Below are 16,251 nucleotides of genomic sequence, written 5' to 3' on the forward strand. Positions count from 1 at the left end.
GGACCCGGTCATGGGGCGGCCGGGGCGCCGGTCGGGCCGGCGAGCTCGGCGACGTAGGCGAAGCGGAAGGTGGCGACCAGGGTGCCGGCGGCGTCGTGCAGCACCGCCTTGCCGTCGAGGTCGACGCGCTCGCCGGGACCGGCGGCGAGCACCTGGCGCACCGCGCGCTCGTCGACGGTTCCCACCGCGCGCACCAGACCCCGGGCGGGCCGGCGGAACGACGACCAGCTGTCCCGCACGACGAGCCAGGCCACGTCCGCGATCCGGCTGGCCGTCGCCCCCACGAACGCGCACGCCCCGGCGATGTCCGCGGCGAGGAACTGCGCGCCCGCGTGCACGGTGCCGAACTGGTTGGTCAGCTCGGGGCGGTCGGGGATCTCCACGACCGAGTGGTCCGCGTCGACCTCGGTGACCTCGACGCCGACGAAGGCGCCGAAGGGCACCACCGTGTTGGCCATGCGCCGGATGTGCGCGAAGTCCGCGGCACCCCCCGGCTGGGCGAAGACCGCGAATCCGGGTGCTGTCGGGTTCAGAACTGACGGGTTGCTCACCGAGGTCTCCCACCGCGTGACGGACGTGGAGCTGCGTGATGGACGTGGAGCTGCGTGATGGACGTTGGCGCTAGCCGAGGCGGCGCAACACCCGCCGTGCCACCGAGGCGCGCAGCACCTCGGAGGGACCCTCGTAGATGCGGAAGGCGCGCGCCTCGACGAGGAAGCGGGCCACCAGATGGTCCTCGCAGACACCGAGCCCGCCGAAGAGCTGCACGGCCCGGTCGAGCACCCGCCACACCGCCTCGGACACGAAGGTCTTCGCGATGGCGGCGTCGTGGCGGGCGGCGGAACTGGTCGCGCCGTGTTCGTCCAGGGTCGCGGCGGTGGCGTGGACGAGCGCGCGGGCCGCGGCGAGGTCGATCTCGTTGTCGGCGACGAGGGCCTGCGCCATGCCGTGCTCGGCGATCGGGGAGCCGAAGGAGTGGCGTCCCAGCACGTGCTCGGCGGCCAGGACGTGCGCGCGGACCGCGAGGCCCAGCCAGTTCATGCAGAACGTCAGCCGGGACGGGGCCAGCCTGGCCTGGGCGTACTCCAGGCCCAGGCCCACCTCGCCGAGCACGGCGTCGTCGTCGACGCGGCAGTCGTCGAAGGCGACCTCGCAGTGGCCGCCGGGGGCGCTGGTGAAGTCCAGCGTCGGCATCCGGCGCACCACGCGCGTCCCCGGGTTGTCCGCGTCGACGAGGAACATCGTCGGGCCGGCGTCGGTGCGCGCGACGCAGATCGTGAACGCGGCGCCGTCCGCGCCGGTGATGAGGTGCTTGGCGCCCGTGATCGACCAGCCGCCGGGCACCCGCGTGGCCAGCGTGCGCAGCATGCCCGGGTCGGATCCGGTGCCGGGTGCGGGCTCGGTCATGGCGATCGCCGAGCGCACCTCCCCGGCGGCGAGCGGCGCCAGGTAGCGCTCGCGCTGGGCCGGGGTGGTGGCGTCGGCGAGCAGGTGGATGTTGCCGTCGTCCGGCGCCCAGCAGTGCAGGGCCAGCGGCCCGACGAGGCTCGCGCCCGCGGCGATGAGCACGTGCGCCTGCCCGCGGAAGTCCAGGCCGAAGCCGCCGTACTCGACGGGCGACAGCGGGCCGAACACCCCGGCGTCCTTGGCGGCCGCCACCAGTTCCAGGCGCAGCGCGTCGTCCATCCGGCGGCCGTCGACGACGATCTCGCGTTCGACGGGGACGACCACGTCCCGGATGAACCGCGCGGTGCGTTGCGCCAGCAGCACGGGATCCGGCGGACTCGATGCTTCGGAGGGCCTGACGATTGTCTCGCTCACGGTTGCTCCCACCGGTATAAAAGTGCTGCGTGCGGGGTCATTGTTGCCGCGCCCCGCGCGTTCGGTCGTCGGCCATCGACGTTTCCGATGGGGTGATTGCCGTTGTATTGATCGCTGTTCACCCGGTGGTCGGCGTGAGACGGTTCGCCGGTGAGTTCGGTATCTCGCTGGACGGTCCTGCGGGTGGACACCGCGACCCTGGCAGCGGAGAACGTGCTGGTAGTCGTGCTGGTGGACCCGCAAGGAGAGGATCTCGACACCTGGGCTCCGGGCGCCCACGTGGATATTCGGGTACCGGGTGGCCAGATCCGCCAGTACTCGTTGTGCGGTGATCCGTCCGATACCCGGTCATGGCGAATCGCGGTGCTCCTGGAGGAGAAAAGCCGGGGCGGATCGCGCTACTTCCATGAACAGGTCGTGAAGGGTACGGAAATTGAGGTCGGCGCCCCGCGCAACAATTTCCCGTTGGTGGCGGGCGGGTCCTATCGGCTGGTGGCCGGCGGCATCGGCATCACGCCGCTGCTGCCGATGATGCACGAGCTGGAACGCCGCGGTGCCGACTGGCGGCTCTACTACGGCGGGCGGGCGCGGCGGCGGATGGCGTTCCTGCCCGAACTCGCCCGCCACCCCGACCGGGTGCGCGTGCTGCCCGAGGACACCGAGGGCCTGCTGCCCGTCGACGGCATCGTCGCCGAGCTCGCCGACGACTCGCGGCTGTACTGCTGCGGGCCGGAGCCGTTGCTGGCGGCCACCGAGCGGGCGTTCGCCGCCCGCGGCGTCGGCAGCCTGCACGTCGAGCGGTTCCGCCCCCGCCCGACGGACGGCGTGGACGAGGCCGAGCAGCGGGCCTTCGACGTGCTGCTGGCCGGCTCCGGACGGCTGGTCCGGGTGCGTGCCGACCAGTCGGTGCTCGACGCGCTCGACCGCGCCGGGCTCGACGTCCCCTCCTCCTGCCGCGAGGGCACCTGCGCGAGCTGCGAGACGACCGTGCTCGACGGCGAGGTCGACCACCGGGACTCGGTGCTCTCGCCGCAGGAGCGGGCCACCGGCACCACGATGATGATCTGCGTCTCGCGGGCGCGTTCGGAGCGGCTGACCCTTGACCTCTGACCGACCGCCCTCGACACCCCGCTCCGGGCACGCCGTCGTCCTCGGAGCGGGGGTCGCCGGCCTGCTCGCCGCGCGGGTCCTGAGCGAGTCCTTCGACCGCGTCAGCGTCCTCGACCGCGACGACCTGCCCGGCTCCGCCGACACAGCCCTTCCCGCCGACACAGCCCTTCCCGTCGACACAGCCCTTCCCGCCGGCACAGCCCTTCCCGCCGCGGGTCTCGGCGCTCGGCGCGGGGTGCCGCAGGCCGGGCACCTGCACGCGCTGATGGACCGCGGCCGGGAGATCCTCGAGGATCTGCATCCCGGCCTGGTCGCCCAGCTCGTCGCCGCCGGGGCGCCCACGAGCGAGGCGCTGGTCGGCGGGCGCTGGTACCTGCACGGCCGCCGGGTCGGCCCGGTCTCCACGGGGCTGACATCGGTGCTCGCGAGCCGGCCGCTGCTGGAACGCGAGCTGCGCCGGCGCACGGCGGTCCTGCCCGGCGTCCGCCTGCTGCCGAGGACCGCGGTGATCGGCCTGGTCGGCGTCGGGGCGGGCGAGGCCGGTGGCGGGGTCGGAACCGGGGCGGTCACCGGTGTGCGGATCCGTTCGGGCGCCGGCGACGGCGCGTCGACGGTGCTGGCGGCGGACCTGGTGGTCGACGCCAGCGGCCGCAACTCCCGTTCCCTGGACTGGCTTTCCGCCGCCGGGCACCCGGCGCCGCCGACGTCGCGCGTCACCGTGGATCTCGGCTACGCCTCGCGGGTCTACCAGCGTCGCCCCGAGCACCTCGACGGCGACCTCAGCGTCATCATCTCCACCACCCCGGGCCTGCGCGGCGGGGGCGCGGCCGCCGTCGAGGGCGACCGCTGGATCGTCACCCTCGCCGGCCTGCTCGGCGAGCATCCCCCGACCGACCACGACGGGTTCTGCACGTTCGCCCGGCGGCTGCCGGTTCCCGACATCGCCGACCTCGTCCGCGCGGCGACCCCCCTGACCGACGCCGTGCCCTACCGGTTCCGGGAGTCGGTGCGGCGGCACTTCGAGGCCGTGCGCAGCCCGCCCGACGGCCTGGTGGTCATCGGTGACGCGCTGTGCAGCTTCAACCCGCTGTACGCGCAGGGCATGACGGTCGCCGCCCAGCAGACGCTCGTCCTGCGCGACTGCCTGCGCGAGGGCCTCGGCGGGCTGGCGGGCCGCTTCTACCGGGCGGTCGGCGGCGTCCTCGACGTCGCCTGGGACATGGCGACCTCGGCGGACCTGCGCTACCCGGCGGTGGTGGGCCGGCGCACCCTGCGGGGCCGGGTCACCGGGAGCTACGCGGCGCGGGCACAGCGCCGCGCGCACCGCGACCCCGCCGTCGCCCGGACCCTCCTGCGCGTGGTGCACCTCGCCGAGCCGCCCACCGCGCTGCTGCGCCCGGCGCTGGCCGCCAGGGTGCTCGCGCCCGGCGGCGCCGGCGGTCACGCCCGCCCCGCCCACCACGATCAGTCGTAGAAGGAGCTCAGCATGGTCACCGTCCAACCCGCGTCGTCCGAGGCCCACGGCCGACCGGACGAGGCGCCCCCGACCGCCCCCGAGCAGACGGCCTCCCCCGAGCAGACGGCCTCCCCCGAGCAGACGGGGGCGCGGCTGCTCGCGAAGCTGTTCGACCCCGCGAACCGGCACGACCCCTACTCCATCTACACCGAGCTGCGCGCCGCCGGACCGCTGCACACCGGGCCGTTCGACCTCAAGCTCGCCAACCGCTACGCGGACTGCGCGGCGGTGCTCGGCAGCCAGGAGTGGGGCCACGACCGCGAGCCCCACCAGCTCCACCCGACCATCCCCGCCGAGGCGTTCCCCGCCTCCTTCCTGTGGATGGAGCCACCGGACCACACCCGGCTGCGCGGCCTGGTGACGAAGGCGTTCACCGCCCGGACCGTCGCGGCGCTGCGGCCCCGCATCGCCGCCCTCGTCGACGAGCTGCTCGACGACGCGCTGCGGGCGGGCGAGTTCGACCTCATCTCCACCATCGCCTACCCGCTGCCGCTGACGGTGGTCTGCGAGATCCTCGGCGTGCCGGCCGAGGACCACCCGCTGGTGCAGGTCTGGTCGCAGGCGCTGGCCCGGGCCTTCGACCCCGACGTGCTGATGACGCCGCAGGCGCTCGCCGAGCGCAACGCCGCCATCCCCGAGTTCCTGTCGTACTTTCGCGAACTGGTCTCCCGCCGGCGCCGGGAGGCGACGGGCGACGACCTGATCACCCAGCTCGCCGCCGTCGAGGAGCAGGGCGACCGGCTCACCGCCGACGAGCTGCTCGGCACCTGCGTGACCCTGCTCATCGCCGGCCACGAGACGACGGTGAACCTCGTCGGCAACGGGATGCTGGCGCTGATCCGCAACCCCGACCAGGTCGCGCTGCTGCGCGAGCGCCCGGAGCTGCTCTCCCCGGCGGTCGACGAGCTGCTGCGCTACGACTCGCCCATCCACATGAACACCCGCGCCGCCAAGCGGGAGCTGGTGGTGGCGGACGAGGTCTTCGCCCCCGGCGAGGGGATCGTCGCGCTCATCGCCTGCGCGAACCGCGACCCGCTGGTGTACGACGACCCGGAGCGGCTCGACGTCACCCGCTTCCACACCTCGAAGCCGATCGCCCGGCACCTGTCGTTCAGCCTCGGCCACCACTACTGCCTCGGCGCGCCGCTGGCGCTGCTCGAGATGGAGCTGCTGCTCGCCGGGGTGCTCGACCGAGTCGCCGACATGGAGTTGCTCACCGACACACCGCCGTACAAGCCCAACATGCTCATCCGCGGCCTGGCCGAACTGCCCGTGCGCTTCCACGCCGCCTGAGTCCGAGCCGCCTGAGTCCGAGCCGCCTGAGTCCGAGCTGCCTGAGCCCGAGCCGCCTGAGCCCGAGCCGTCCTGCGGCCGCAAGGGCCGGCGCCGCCCGCGGTGAGACCGAGGGCGGCGCCGGCCCTTCGCCGCTTCAGTCCGCGGCGCTGGGGGAGAAGTCGACGGGCAGCGAGCGCAGCCCGCGGTGGATCAGGCTCGGCTGGTAGGACAGCTCGTCGGTGGCCAGCGACAGCGCCGGCGCCCGCTCGACCAGCGTGCGCAGCGCGGTCGTCGCCTCCAGCCGGGCCAGCGGCGCGCCCAGGCAGTAGTGCAGGCCGAGGCTGAAGCCGAGGTGGCGCGGCGAACGGCCGGGTTCGGCGTAGCGGGTGACGTCGAGGCGCTCGCCGCCGGCGAACACGTCGGTGTCCCGGCCGGCCGAGCCCATCAGCACGATCGCCCCGTCCCCGCGGCGGAAGCGGCGCTCGCCGACCGTGGTGTCGGTGAGCGCGACCCGCATCGTGAACTGGGTCGGCGTGTCGTAGCGCAGGATCTCCTCCACGGCCGACGGGGCCAGCTCGGGCCGGGCGCGCAGCAGCGCGAGCTGGTCGGGGTGGGCGAGCAGGGCGAGGACGCCGTTGCCGACCAGGTTGATCGACGTCTCCATCCCGGCGACGAGCAGCAGCACGCAGATGCCGAGGACCTCGGCCGCGGTGAGGACCTCGCCGGACTCCTCCACCGCGACGAGCCGGCTGAGCAGATCGTCCTGTGGGTCGGCCCGCCGCCGCGCGACGAGGTCCTGCAGGTAGGCGACCACGTTCGCCCCGGCCTCGTTGCGCCGGGCGATGTCCTCGGCGCCAAGCAGACCGTCGGGGTCGGTGCCGCGGGCGATGGCCAGTTCCCAGGAACGCAGCAGCTCGGCGTCCTGCGCCGGCACCCCGAGCAGCCGCTGACCCACCATCGCCTGGGCGAGCGGCGCGGACAGGTCCCGGATCACGTCGAGTCCGCCGGCGGCGAGTGCCCGGTCCACCAACGTGTCGACCAGGGTGGTGATCATGGGCGTGAGGTCGGCGACCATCCGGGCGCTGAACGCCTTGTTGACCAGCGTGCGCAGCCGCCGGTGATCCGGCGGGTCCATCCGGATGAACGACCCGGGCAGGCTCGCCTGCTGGTCCCAGAAGGGGCTGAGCCGGTCGACGTTGCCATGCCCCCACGCCTGGCTCTGCAGCACCGCGGCGCAGTCCGAGAACCGGGACATCAGCGTCACCTCGGCGTCGCCGAGGCGCACGGGGGTCGGGCCGGGAGCCTCGCGCAGCCGGCGGTACCGCGGGTAGGGATCGATCCGATGGGCGGTGTCGAACAGGTCGAGGGCGTCGGCCCCGGCGCCGTCGATCTGCGCTGTGCTCATGAATCCCGCTCCTTCGTGGGTGCCACCCATGGCCGGGGGACCCGGGTCTGCGCGCGGAGGAATGCCGGTGGCGGCGTCATCGTGGGTCGGGCGTAAGCGGAGGTCAAGGGCCTTCCGCAGTGGGCCGGGCGTTCCTCATCGGTCGATAAGAAGGGGATATCGACCGCGGTACACGTCCCTCCACCGGCCTACCGTCGGACCGGCGATGAAAGCATTCCGGTGCGGGATCGGCGGCGGTGGCCTGGCCGGCACCGGCCGGCCGGCGCGTCATGGGAAGGGCCTGGCATGACAGCTGAACACGCCGATGCGGCACGGTCCGGTGATCGGTCCGGTGCGACGGCCGGGAATGCGGCCGGTTTCGCCGGCTCGTCATCCGGCGTTCACGAGATTTTTGATCCGCGGCGCCGCAGCGATCCCTATCCGCTTTACCGCGCGCTGCGCGAGGCGGCCCGCTGCCACTGGCTGTCCGCGGCTTCCCCCAGGCTTGGCGTGATCACCCGGCACGCCGACTGCGTCGGTGCCCTGCAGGAGCCCGTCTGGGGCCATGTCCCGATGGAGACCAGTGCATTTCGTCCGGTGACGGAACAGGACGAGGGTCTGCGTTCCATGCTGCGGGCGAACCCGCCGACGCACACCCGGCTGCGCCGCCTGGTCAGCCGGGCATTCACCCCCGCGACGATCGCCCGGTTCCGGCCGATGGCCCGCGCCCTGTCGGTCGAGCTGCTCGACGCCGCCGCCGACCACGACGAGGTCGACCTCGTCGAGGCGTTCGCCCGGCCGCTGCCGCTGCGGGTCATCTGCTCCCTGCTCGGCGTCCCGGCGCGGGACGAAAAGGTCTTCGGCGCCTGGGCGTCGGCGCTCACCCGCGGGCTCGACCCCGACCAGGTCCTCGACCCGGTCGAGCGGGCGCAGCGCACCGAGGCCACCCGGGCGTTCGCCGAGTACTTCACCGAGCTGATCGCCCGGCGCCGCGCCGAACCCGCGGACGATCTGCTCAGCGACCTGATCGCCGTGCAGGAGCAGGGCGACCGGCTGAGCGTGACCGAACTGCTCGACATCTGCGTCCTGCTCCTCGTCGCCGGGTACGACACGACCGTCAACCTCGTCGCCAACGCCGTGCTGGCACTCGCCCGGGACCCGGGCCAGTACGCGGCGCTGCGGGCGGACCGGGAGCTCGTGCCGGCCGCCATCGAGGAGACCCTGCGCCACGACCCGCCCGTCCAGTGGACGGGACGCACGGCCCTGGCAGACACGGAGCTCGCCGGGCAGACGTTCCAGGCCGGCGACGGCGTCGTCCTCGTCGCCGGCGCCGCCCACCGCGACCCCGAGGTCTTCACCGACCCGGACCGGTTCGACATCACCCGCTACGCCTCGTCGACCGTCCCCGCGCCCCGCCACCTCGGCTTCGGCCACGGCCTCCACTACTGCCTCGGCGCCCCCCTCGCCCGCCTCGAAGCCGAGACCATGCTGACCGCCCTGCTCGACCGGGTCACCCGGCTGGAAGTCACCGCCGAGCCGACCTACCGCCCCCACCTCGCCGTCCGCGGCGTCGAAGCCCTGCGGATGCGGCTGACCATCCGCTGACAGCCAGGGCGCGGGCTACTCCGGAAGATGGACGAAGCGGAATCCGGCGCCGAGCAGGCGGGGCAGGGCCGCGGCCACGCCGGGTCCGGTGCCGTGGCGGGGATGGTTCATGTGCCCGATCACGATCGATCCGGGCGGGGCGGCCAGCAGGCTGGCGTGCACCTGGGCCGCGGTGTACGTGGCGCCCCCGTCGCCGTTCACCGCGAACGAGACGATCGTCTCGCCGAGGTCACCGACGATGCGGACGGCGACGTCGTCGCTGTAGGCGGTGCCCGGCCGGAAGAGTCGGGGCGGCCGGCCGAGCAAGCCGGTGAGCTTTGCATGGTTGCCGGCCACCTCGTCGAAGACCTGGCCGGCGTCACGGGTGCCGGGGATGCCGTAGGCCGAGCGTCCCGAGACGGACAGAGGCCGATGCAAGGTGCCGTGGTTGCCGATCTCGAACAGCGGGTCGGCGGCGAGGTCGGCGAAGGCGGGCCGGTTCGCGTCGATCCACCGGGAGTTGAGGAAGAGGGTGGCCGGGACGCCGTACCGGCGCAGCGTGGTGATCAGGTCACGGTCGTAGCCGTTGCCACCGGGCCCACCGCAGGCGTCGAAGGTGAGCGCCAGCGTCCGGCCGGCGGCGGGTAGCCGTGTGATTGTCCCGGGCAGGTCGAGTGCCCAGGCGCGCGGCCGTAGTCCACCGTAACGGGCGGCGATCTCGGCGCGGCCCACCCCGCCCGGCGTCGCCGAGAGACCGGCCTGCAGGGGAAGCCGCCTGCCGGCCGTCGCGGCCCCGCCCTCGCCAGCGCCAGCCGAGCCCGCGAAACTCCCGGAACCTCCGGCACCGCTGGCCCCGGCCGAGCTCGGTGGCCTGCTGGCGTCGCCAGCCGCGGAATGGCCGGTTCCACAGCCGGCGAGGGCACCGAGCGTCACGCCGGCGACGCCGATGACCAGAGTGCGGCGAGATGCCGGCATGGCTCTGTCTCCCCCGATTCGGCCCCGACGATCCGGCCCCGACGATCCGGCCCCGACGATCCGGCCTCGGCCATGGTGCCATGGCTGGCACCGACCGTACGGTCCGGATGCCTTCGCTGGACGAGTAGATCCGCGGAACATCATGATCGCTGAGGGGGAGCCGGGGCTGGGGCCTGCGCCGGGTCCCGGGCGTGGTGGGGGAGAGCTACCGGGCGGTGGTGCTCGGCGCCGACCTGGGCGAGCGGCGCGACTACGCGCTCGGCGGCATCCCCACCCGGGCCCGGGTCTCGCCGAGTGGGCGCATGGTGGCCTGGACCGTGTTGACCTGTGGGCCGTGCCCGCCGGCGGCGGACCGAGGCAGCCGACCTTGGCGGCCGGCCACGGCGGCGCTGGCTCCCGCCGTGGCCGGCTGACCGCGCCTGTCAGGCGGACTTGCGGGGCAGGCTCCAGTAGTCGCGGTTGACGGCGATCCGGCCCTCGCGCAGCGAGCCGAAGGAGGACCCACGGATGCCGGCCGGCTGCATGACCCACTCGATGGCGTAGGTGGCCCCGTCGGACAGGGTGGTCACGACGTCGTAGGTGGTGCCCGCCGTCTGGCTCAGGGCATGGTCGATGAACGCCCTGGCCTCGTCGGTCCCCGTGGCGCCATGGCCGGTCGGGACGTCCTCCAGCACGACGTCCGGGGTCAGGGTGGCCAGGATCGCGTCGGTGTCCTGCTTGTTCCAGCCGGCGAAGTAGTCGTCGATGACGGTGGTGTCGCTCATGGTCGTGTCTCCTCCGTGTGGGCGGGCCGCGCCGGGCCCGCCGGGTCGATCGGGTTCTGGTCGATCGGGTCGGCGACGGGCGGCGCAGCCGCCGGCACCGTCGCCAGCACCCGGCGCAGGGCGCGTTCGAGCGTCGAGAGGTCGTCCAGGCCCGGCCCGCTGACGCCTGCGGCGGCCAGGCTCGGATGCGTGCCGCCCGCCGCCACCAGCCCCCGGGCCGCGAGCCAGCCGGTGAACAGCAGGTAGGTGGCGGTGAACAGCTCGACCGCCGCGGGCTCGGGCAGGCCGGCGCCGCGCAGGATCGCCAGCGCCGTGCCGGTGAGCCGGCCGGCCGCGGCGGAGGGCAGCGACGCCGTCAGCGCCCGCATCCCCGTGCCGGGGTAGCGCCGGAACGCCTCGTCCATCGCGGTGACGAGCCCGACGTACTGGTCCACCCAGGGCGCGGCCGGATCGAGTTCGAAGCGGATGTCGGCGGCGACCGCCTCGACGACCCGGTCGGCCAGATCCTCGCCGCCGCGCAGGTGGTAGTGCACCGCGGGCGGGGTGACGCCGAGCTCGTCGGCGACGGCGCGCACGGTCAGCCGGTCGAGGCCGCCGCGCTCCACCACGCGCAGCGCGGCGTCGAGCACGTCGCGCTGGGTCAGCGGCGCCGGCTGCGTCCCACCGCGCCTGCGTGCCACCGGCCGCCTCCCGTCCCGTGTCCGCCCGCCCTGTGTCCGGCGGTCGTGTGTCCGCAACCGTTTATCCCGCCCCGGGCTCCATTATGCCATAGTAAATCATCGCGGTCATGACCTGAGGAGGCCGAAATGAGCAGCGACGTCGACGGCGACCTGGACAGCGACATCGTCGTCATCGGGGGTGGGGTGGGCGGCTGCGCGCTCGCGACCCGCCTCGCCACGGCGGGTCTGGGTGTCACGGTGCTGGAGCGCGAGCGCGTCTACCGCGACCAGATCCGCGGCGAGGCGATCGCGCCGTGGGGCTTCCGCGAGGCCGTCGAGCTGGGCCTCGGCGACACGGTGCTCGGCACCGAGGGCGCGTCGGTGATCAGCAGGATGGTGCCCTACGACGAGATGCTGACCGTCGACCGCGCCCGCACCGCGGCGATGGACCTGTCCACGGCCGTGCCCGGCGCCCCGGGGATCATCGGCGTGGGCCATCCGGAGCTGCGCGAGGCGCTGGCCACCGCGGCGGCCAAGGCCGGCGCGACGGTCGTGCGCGGGGTCGGGCGTTCCACGGTGGAACCGGGCCCGGCGCCGTCGGTCACCTACGAGCTCGACGGGGCGCACCACACCCTGCGCGCCCGGCTCGTCGTCGTCGCCGACGGCAAGAACTCCGCCACCCGCACCGCGCTCGGCATCCCGATCACGGTGACCACTCCCCGGGTGATGCTCACCGGCCTGCTGGTCGACGACGGCGGCGCCTGGGACCGGGCCGAGACGACACTCGGCGTCGACGGGCGCAACCAGTACGTCGTCGTGCCCCGCGGGGCCGACCTGATCCGGCTCTACATCGCCAGGTCCGCGACCGACCCCGAGCGGTTCAACGGGCCCGAGCGGGTGGCCCGCTTCCTGGCGGCGTACCGCTCGCCGGCGCTGCCGTGCCCCGACGCGCTCGCCGAGGCCACCCCGGCCGGGCCGTGCGCGACCTTCCCCATGACGGACGCCTGGACCGACAACCCGCTGCTACCTGGGATCGCGCTGCTCGGCGACGCCGCCGGCTGGAGCAACCCGGTGACCGCCCAGGGGTTGAGCATCACCCTGCGCGACACCCGGGTGCTCGCCGAGGCCCTGCTCGACACCCCCACCTGGACCCCCGACACGCTGCGCGGCTACGCCGAGGAACGCGGCGAGCGGATGGCGCGGCTACGCTTCGCCACCGCGCTGACCGATCTGCTGTCCGCGTTCGGCATGCCCGAGCGGGCGGCGAAGCGCCGGCGGATGACGAGGCTGCTACGCGAGCGCCCGGACCTCGGCGCCGCGCTCGGCGCCGTCCACGCGGGCCCCTGGGCGCTCGGCCCCGAGGCGTTCTCCCCGGACATCCTCACCACCCTCGCCCTTGCCTGACCCGCCCTCGCCGGACCTGGCAAGGCGGGGGCTCAGGCGGTCGCGCGGGCGTCGGCGGCCAGGCGGCGCAGGAACTCCTCGACCACGTCGACCAGCTCGCCGACGACGTCGCCGGGCACGTCGGGACTGAGCACGGCCGGCAGTTCGGTCTCGGCCGAGCCGGCGAAGCTGCGGGTGCTCAGGCGGACCATCGACTCGAACAGGGGAACCCCGAGGCTGGCGGCCTGGTGGATGTGGGGCCGCAGAAAGCTGGTCGGCTGGCCGCGGTAGTACTGGACCATCATGAGCACGACGCCGAGCACGCGCGGCTCGAGGCGTTTCGCCGCGGGCTGCACGCCGGACTGCAGGTCCGCGACCCGGTTGTACTCCCAGACGTAGCGGCGCAGCTTGCCCAGCAGGTGCTCGATGCCGAGCGCGGAGAAGTTGTCCGGGCGGGCCGGGATGAGCACGTGGTCGCAGGCGGCGATCGCGGCGCGGGTCATCACCCCGAAGTGCGGCGGGCAGTCGATGAGGACCAGGTCGTAGTCGCTCATCCCGGGGGAGGCCAGCCCGGTGGCGAGGCGCTGGTAGACGTCGAAGTAGTGACGGGTGGACCGGTGCGCCTGCGCCCCGCCCAGGTGGGCGGCGAGGTTCATCTCGATGTCACCGAGGGACAGGTGCGAGGCAAGCAGGTCCAGGGTGCCGCCGCGCTCGGCGACGGCGGCGGCGGCGACCGGCGGGGTCGTCACATAGCCGGCCAGCGGGGGCGGGAGGGTCTCCGGCCGCCAGGACTCGAACCAGGCCTTCATGGTCCTGCGGTGGTCGGCGAGCTCGGAGCGCCAGGCCTCCGGCTGGTAGAAGGAGAAGGTGAGGTTCGCCTGCGGGTCCAGGTCGATCAGCAGGACGCGGCGGCCCAGCCGAGCGATGGCGGCGCCGATGTTCGCGGTGAGCGTCGTCTTGCCCACCCCGCCCTTGTAGCTGGCGATCGCCACGACCTTCACCGCATCCTCGCTCCCGGTCGTGCGCCCCGCCCGACCGCGCGGTGACGTCTCCTCGTGCCTGGCCGGACCGGCAACTGCTCCGTGTCCGGCTCACAAGCAGACTACGGCCGTTGCGGAATCGCCCCCGTGGCCCGGGAAAAACACCGCCACGACGGCCGGCCCGTCCCGGCCTGCGGGGTGGCCGGATCGGGCGATGGGGCCACGGCCCGCGGCGGCGGCGCCGGGCCGCCCGCGACGCCACCGGGGCAGCGCCGGGCGTCGCGCGCAACGGCCCGCCCCGGCGGCGTCCAGACGGCGCAGACAGGCCCCTTCCGGCCGGTGAGGTGGCCGCATCGGGCGCCCCTGCGCCGACCGGTCACGGGTCCTGCTTGTCGCCGCGGCCGTCCAGGCAGCGGGAGAGCCAGTCGGCCGCCGCGGCGAACTTGCGGTCCGTCACCTCCGACCGCACGGACGCGGCCTCGCCGTCGGCCCGCGGATACGACCCGAGGAAGCGGACCTTCGGGCAGATCCGGTAGAGCCCCATCAGGGCCTCGCCGACCCGGCGGTCGCTGGCATGCCCCTCCGCGTCGATGGAGAAGCAGTACTGCCCGAGGCCCTCGCCGGTGGGCCGGGACTCGATCCGCATCAGGTTGACCCCGCGCACGGCCCACTCCTGCAGCAGCTCCAGCAGCGCGCCCGGATGGTTCTCGGTCAGCCACGCCACCGCGGACGTCTTGTCCGCCCTGGTCGGCGCGGCGATGCGGCCGGGGCGGCCGAGCAGGACGAAGCGGGTCGTGGCGTCGGCGGCGTCGTTGACGTCGGTCACCAGCGCCTCCAGGCCGTAGAGGCGCCCGGCGAACTCCCCGGCGAAGGCGCAGTCGAAGCGCCCGTCGCGGACCAGGCGCGCCCCCTCGGCGTTGGACGCGGCCGACTCCCACTCGGCGTGCGGCAGGTGCGCCGCGAGCCAGCGCCGCACCTGGGCCTGGGCGATCGGATGGCCGGTGACCGTCTTGACGTCCTCCAGGGTGGTGCCCGGCCGCACGAGCAGGGCGAAGCTGATCGGCAGCAGCACCTCACGGTAGATCATCAGGGGGCTGCCGGTCGCGAGCTCGTCGAGCGTGGTGGTCACGGCGCCCTCGACGGAGTTCTCGATCGGCACCAGCGCGCCGGCCGCGTCGCCGCTGCGCACCGCGTCCATCGCCGCCGTCACGGAGGCGGAGGGCACCAGCTCGCCGGTCGCCGCCTCCGGCAGCGTCTGCAGCGCGGCCTCACTGAAGGTCCCCTCGGGGCCGAGGTAGGTGTAGCGGGCCTGGGCAGGCAAGTCAGACCTCCTAGGACCGGATCGGGCAGCACCCGTCGGTGGGTGCTGCGTGGACTGTCGGGTGCTGCGTGGACTGTCGGGTGCTGGGCAGGGGGCGGTCAGAGGTGGCGCAGCAGCATGGTGGGGTCCTCGACGGCGTCGGCGACGAAGCGCAGGAACGCCCCGGCGGTGGCGCCGTCGCAGACCCGGTGGTCGAAGGTGAACGACAGCTGCACGACGCTGCGGACGGCCAGCGCGCCGTCCACCGCCCAGGGCCGGGCGACGATCCGGCCGACGCCGAGCATCGCCGCCTGCGGGTGGTGGATGATCGGCGTGGACCCGTCGACGCCGAAGACGCCGTAGTTGTTCAGCGTGAACGTGCCGCCGGTCAGCTCGGCCGGGGTGAGCCGGCCCGCGCGGGCGGCCGCGGTCAGCCGGGTGAGCTCCGCGGACAGCCGAGCCGTGGTCATGTCCTCGGCGTGATGCACCACGGGCACGGCCAGCCCGCGCGGCGTCTGCGCGGCGAACCCCAGGTGGACGCCGCCGTGGCGGCGCACGCCGGTGGCGCGGCCGTCGGTGTCGGTGACGACGGAGGAGTTGAGCTCGGGCGAGCGGAGCAGCGCGGCGACACAGACGCGGGCCAGGATCGCCAGCAGCCCGATCCTGGGTTCGGCGCCGCCGGCATTGAGGGCGTCCCGGGCGGCGAGCAGGCCGGTGGCGTCGGCGTCGACCCAGCAGGTGGCGTCGGGCACCTCGCGCCGGCTGCGGGTGAACGTCTCCGCCGCCCGCCGCCCGATCGCATCCAGGGCAACGACGGTCGAGTCGGACTCGGCGGGGTGCGGCGCGGGGGCCTGCGTGCCCCCGACGGCGGCCTCGACGTCGCGGCGCATGATCAGCCCGCCTGGGCCGGTGCCGCTCAGCGCCTGCAGGTCGACGCCGTTGTCGCGGGCGAGGCGGCGCACAAGGGGCGACACGACCGCGACAGCGGTCCGCGGGGCCGATGATCCCACCGGCCCGGACCACGCTGGCGGCCCGGACGGCCCCGCCGCCCCGGACGGACCTGACGGCCCCGAGGGCATCGCCGGCCGTGGGGTCGGGATGGTGGCGTTGACCCGTCGGCGGCGCGGCCGGGCGGGTTCGGTGCTGACGCCGTAGCCGACGAGGATGTTCCCCGACCCCGACCCCGAGGTCGAGGTCGAACCGGACGCCGTCGGCGAGCCGGCACCCGGAGCCGAGGGGGCCGGTGCCGGCTCCCCGACGGCCACGGTGATCAGCGCGGCGCCGACGGGGACGCCGGTGCCGGCGGGGCCGGCCAGCGAGGTGACGACCCCGGCGTAGGGGCAGGGGACCTCGACGACGGCCTTGGCGGTCTCCACCTCGGCGACGGGCTGGTCGACGGTGATGACGTCCCCGACGTCGACGAACCAGCGGACCACCTCGGCGGAGGTCAGGCCCTCGCCGAGGTCGGGAAGGGCGAAGGTGCGTACCGCGGCCACGGGC

15 protein-coding genes are annotated in these 16,251 nt (G+C 74.4%); 6 read left to right on the forward strand and 9 right to left on the reverse strand.

Annotated features, from left to right (window positions below):
• Window positions 1-8: 8 nt before the first annotated feature.
• Window positions 9-551 (reverse strand): PaaI family thioesterase, encoded by a 543-nt coding sequence (locus FRAQA3DRAFT_RS05445; RefSeq protein WP_009738062.1) that lies wholly within the window; start codon window positions 549-551, stop codon window positions 9-11.
• A gap of 70 nt (window positions 552-621) precedes the next feature.
• Complete coding sequence (locus tag FRAQA3DRAFT_RS05450; protein WP_009738063.1) at window positions 622-1,821, reverse strand: acyl-CoA dehydrogenase family protein; 1,200 nt, start codon at window positions 1,819-1,821, stop codon at window positions 622-624.
• A 183-nt stretch (window positions 1,822-2,004) separates the two neighbouring features.
• On the opposite strand from FRAQA3DRAFT_RS05450, the gene FRAQA3DRAFT_RS05455 reads away from it, so the two are divergent.
• From FRAQA3DRAFT_RS05455 to FRAQA3DRAFT_RS05465, 3 genes are read left to right on the forward strand one after another with little or no spacing between them, the layout of a single operon-like run.
• The gene (locus FRAQA3DRAFT_RS05455; protein WP_009738064.1) at window positions 2,005-2,931 is read left to right on the forward strand and encodes a PDR/VanB family oxidoreductase; all 927 of its coding nucleotides are present in this window, start codon (window positions 2,005-2,007) and stop codon (window positions 2,929-2,931) included.
• The gene (locus FRAQA3DRAFT_RS05460) at window positions 2,921-4,405 is read left to right on the forward strand and encodes an NAD(P)/FAD-dependent oxidoreductase (protein ID WP_009738065.1); all 1,485 of its coding nucleotides are present in this window, start codon (window positions 2,921-2,923) and stop codon (window positions 4,403-4,405) included. Before FRAQA3DRAFT_RS05455 ends, FRAQA3DRAFT_RS05460 begins: the two co-directional genes overlap by 11 nt.
• A 12-nt stretch (window positions 4,406-4,417) precedes the next feature.
• Window positions 4,418-5,740, forward strand: coding sequence for a cytochrome P450 (locus FRAQA3DRAFT_RS05465; protein ID WP_009738066.1), 1,323 nt, complete (start codon window positions 4,418-4,420; stop codon window positions 5,738-5,740).
• 136 nt (window positions 5,741-5,876) lie between these two features.
• Here the strand turns inward: FRAQA3DRAFT_RS05465 and FRAQA3DRAFT_RS05470 are convergent, their stop codons facing one another.
• Window positions 5,877-7,127 carry a cytochrome P450 gene (locus tag FRAQA3DRAFT_RS05470; RefSeq protein ID WP_009738067.1) on the reverse strand — a complete coding sequence of 417 codons (1,251 nt, stop codon included), beginning with the start codon at window positions 7,125-7,127 and terminating at the stop codon, window positions 5,877-5,879.
• A 285-nt stretch (window positions 7,128-7,412) separates the two neighbouring features.
• On the opposite strand from FRAQA3DRAFT_RS05470, the gene FRAQA3DRAFT_RS05475 reads away from it, so the two are divergent.
• The gene (locus FRAQA3DRAFT_RS05475) at window positions 7,413-8,711 is read left to right on the forward strand and encodes a cytochrome P450 (RefSeq protein WP_009738068.1); all 1,299 of its coding nucleotides are present in this window, start codon (window positions 7,413-7,415) and stop codon (window positions 8,709-8,711) included.
• A 15-nt stretch (window positions 8,712-8,726) separates the two neighbouring features.
• Here the strand turns inward: FRAQA3DRAFT_RS05475 and FRAQA3DRAFT_RS05480 are convergent, their stop codons facing one another.
• Complete coding sequence (locus FRAQA3DRAFT_RS05480) at window positions 8,727-9,665, reverse strand: polysaccharide deacetylase family protein (RefSeq protein ID WP_009738069.1); 939 nt, start codon at window positions 9,663-9,665, stop codon at window positions 8,727-8,729.
• A 191-nt stretch (window positions 9,666-9,856) separates the two neighbouring features.
• Here FRAQA3DRAFT_RS05480 and FRAQA3DRAFT_RS35785 point away from each other — a divergent pair, with 191 nt between their 5' ends.
• Entirely contained in the window at window positions 9,857-10,078 is a 222-nt protein-coding gene (locus FRAQA3DRAFT_RS35785; protein ID WP_035920603.1) for a hypothetical protein, read from the forward strand.
• Between the two features lie 9 nt (window positions 10,079-10,087).
• On the opposite strand, the gene FRAQA3DRAFT_RS05490 is transcribed toward FRAQA3DRAFT_RS35785, so the two are convergent.
• Together FRAQA3DRAFT_RS05490 and FRAQA3DRAFT_RS05495 are read right to left on the reverse strand one after the other, a co-directional pair.
• Window positions 10,088-10,429 carry a nuclear transport factor 2 family protein gene (locus tag FRAQA3DRAFT_RS05490; protein ID WP_009738070.1) on the reverse strand — a complete coding sequence of 114 codons (342 nt, stop codon included), beginning with the start codon at window positions 10,427-10,429 and terminating at the stop codon, window positions 10,088-10,090.
• On the reverse strand, window positions 10,426-11,109 hold the full coding sequence (locus FRAQA3DRAFT_RS05495) for a TetR/AcrR family transcriptional regulator (protein ID WP_009738071.1): 684 nt from the start codon (window positions 11,107-11,109) through the stop codon (window positions 10,426-10,428). Before FRAQA3DRAFT_RS05495 ends, FRAQA3DRAFT_RS05490 begins: the two co-directional genes overlap by 4 nt.
• Window positions 11,110-11,235: 126 nt before the next feature.
• Here FRAQA3DRAFT_RS05495 and FRAQA3DRAFT_RS05500 point away from each other — a divergent pair, with 126 nt between their 5' ends.
• Window positions 11,236-12,492 (forward strand): NAD(P)/FAD-dependent oxidoreductase, encoded by a 1,257-nt coding sequence (locus FRAQA3DRAFT_RS05500; RefSeq protein ID WP_009738072.1) that lies wholly within the window; start codon window positions 11,236-11,238, stop codon window positions 12,490-12,492.
• A gap of 32 nt (window positions 12,493-12,524) precedes the next feature.
• On the opposite strand, the gene FRAQA3DRAFT_RS05505 is transcribed toward FRAQA3DRAFT_RS05500, so the two are convergent.
• The 3 genes from FRAQA3DRAFT_RS05505 to FRAQA3DRAFT_RS05515 form a co-directional block, all read right to left on the reverse strand.
• A complete protein-coding gene (locus FRAQA3DRAFT_RS05505; RefSeq protein WP_009738073.1) occupies window positions 12,525-13,472 on the reverse strand; it encodes a ParA family protein in 948 nt (315 codons plus the stop codon).
• Window positions 13,473-13,827: 355 nt separating this feature from the next.
• Window positions 13,828-14,772: a prephenate dehydratase gene (gene pheA / locus FRAQA3DRAFT_RS05510; protein WP_009738074.1), complete on the reverse strand. Its 945-nt coding sequence runs from the start codon at window positions 14,770-14,772 to the stop codon at window positions 13,828-13,830.
• A 98-nt stretch (window positions 14,773-14,870) separates the two neighbouring features.
• Window positions 14,871-16,247, reverse strand: a complete 1,377-nt coding sequence (locus FRAQA3DRAFT_RS05515) for a dihydrolipoamide acetyltransferase family protein (protein WP_009738075.1) — start codon at window positions 16,245-16,247, stop codon at window positions 14,871-14,873.
• Window positions 16,248-16,251: the final 4 nt, after the last annotated feature.

It is taken from the genome of Frankia sp. QA3, assembly GCF_000262465.1.
Classification (GTDB): domain Bacteria; phylum Actinomycetota; class Actinomycetes; order Frankiales; family Frankiaceae; genus Frankia.

Coding starts and splice junctions, on each gene's coding strand:
- FRAQA3DRAFT_RS05490 (WP_009738070.1), bottom strand. CDS start 10,429: ATGAGCGACACCACCGTCATCGACGACTACTTCGCCGGCTGGAACAAG.
- FRAQA3DRAFT_RS05465 (WP_009738066.1), top strand. CDS start 4,418: ATGGTCACCGTCCAACCCGCGTCGTCCGAGGCCCACGGCCGACCGGAC.
- FRAQA3DRAFT_RS05475 (WP_009738068.1), top strand. CDS start 7,413: ATGACAGCTGAACACGCCGATGCGGCACGGTCCGGTGATCGGTCCGGT.
- FRAQA3DRAFT_RS05470 (WP_009738067.1), bottom strand. CDS start 7,127: ATGAGCACAGCGCAGATCGACGGCGCCGGGGCCGACGCCCTCGACCTG.
- FRAQA3DRAFT_RS05500 (WP_009738072.1), top strand. CDS start 11,236: ATGAGCAGCGACGTCGACGGCGACCTGGACAGCGACATCGTCGTCATC.
- FRAQA3DRAFT_RS05480 (WP_009738069.1), bottom strand. CDS start 9,665: ATGCCGGCATCTCGCCGCACTCTGGTCATCGGCGTCGCCGGCGTGACG.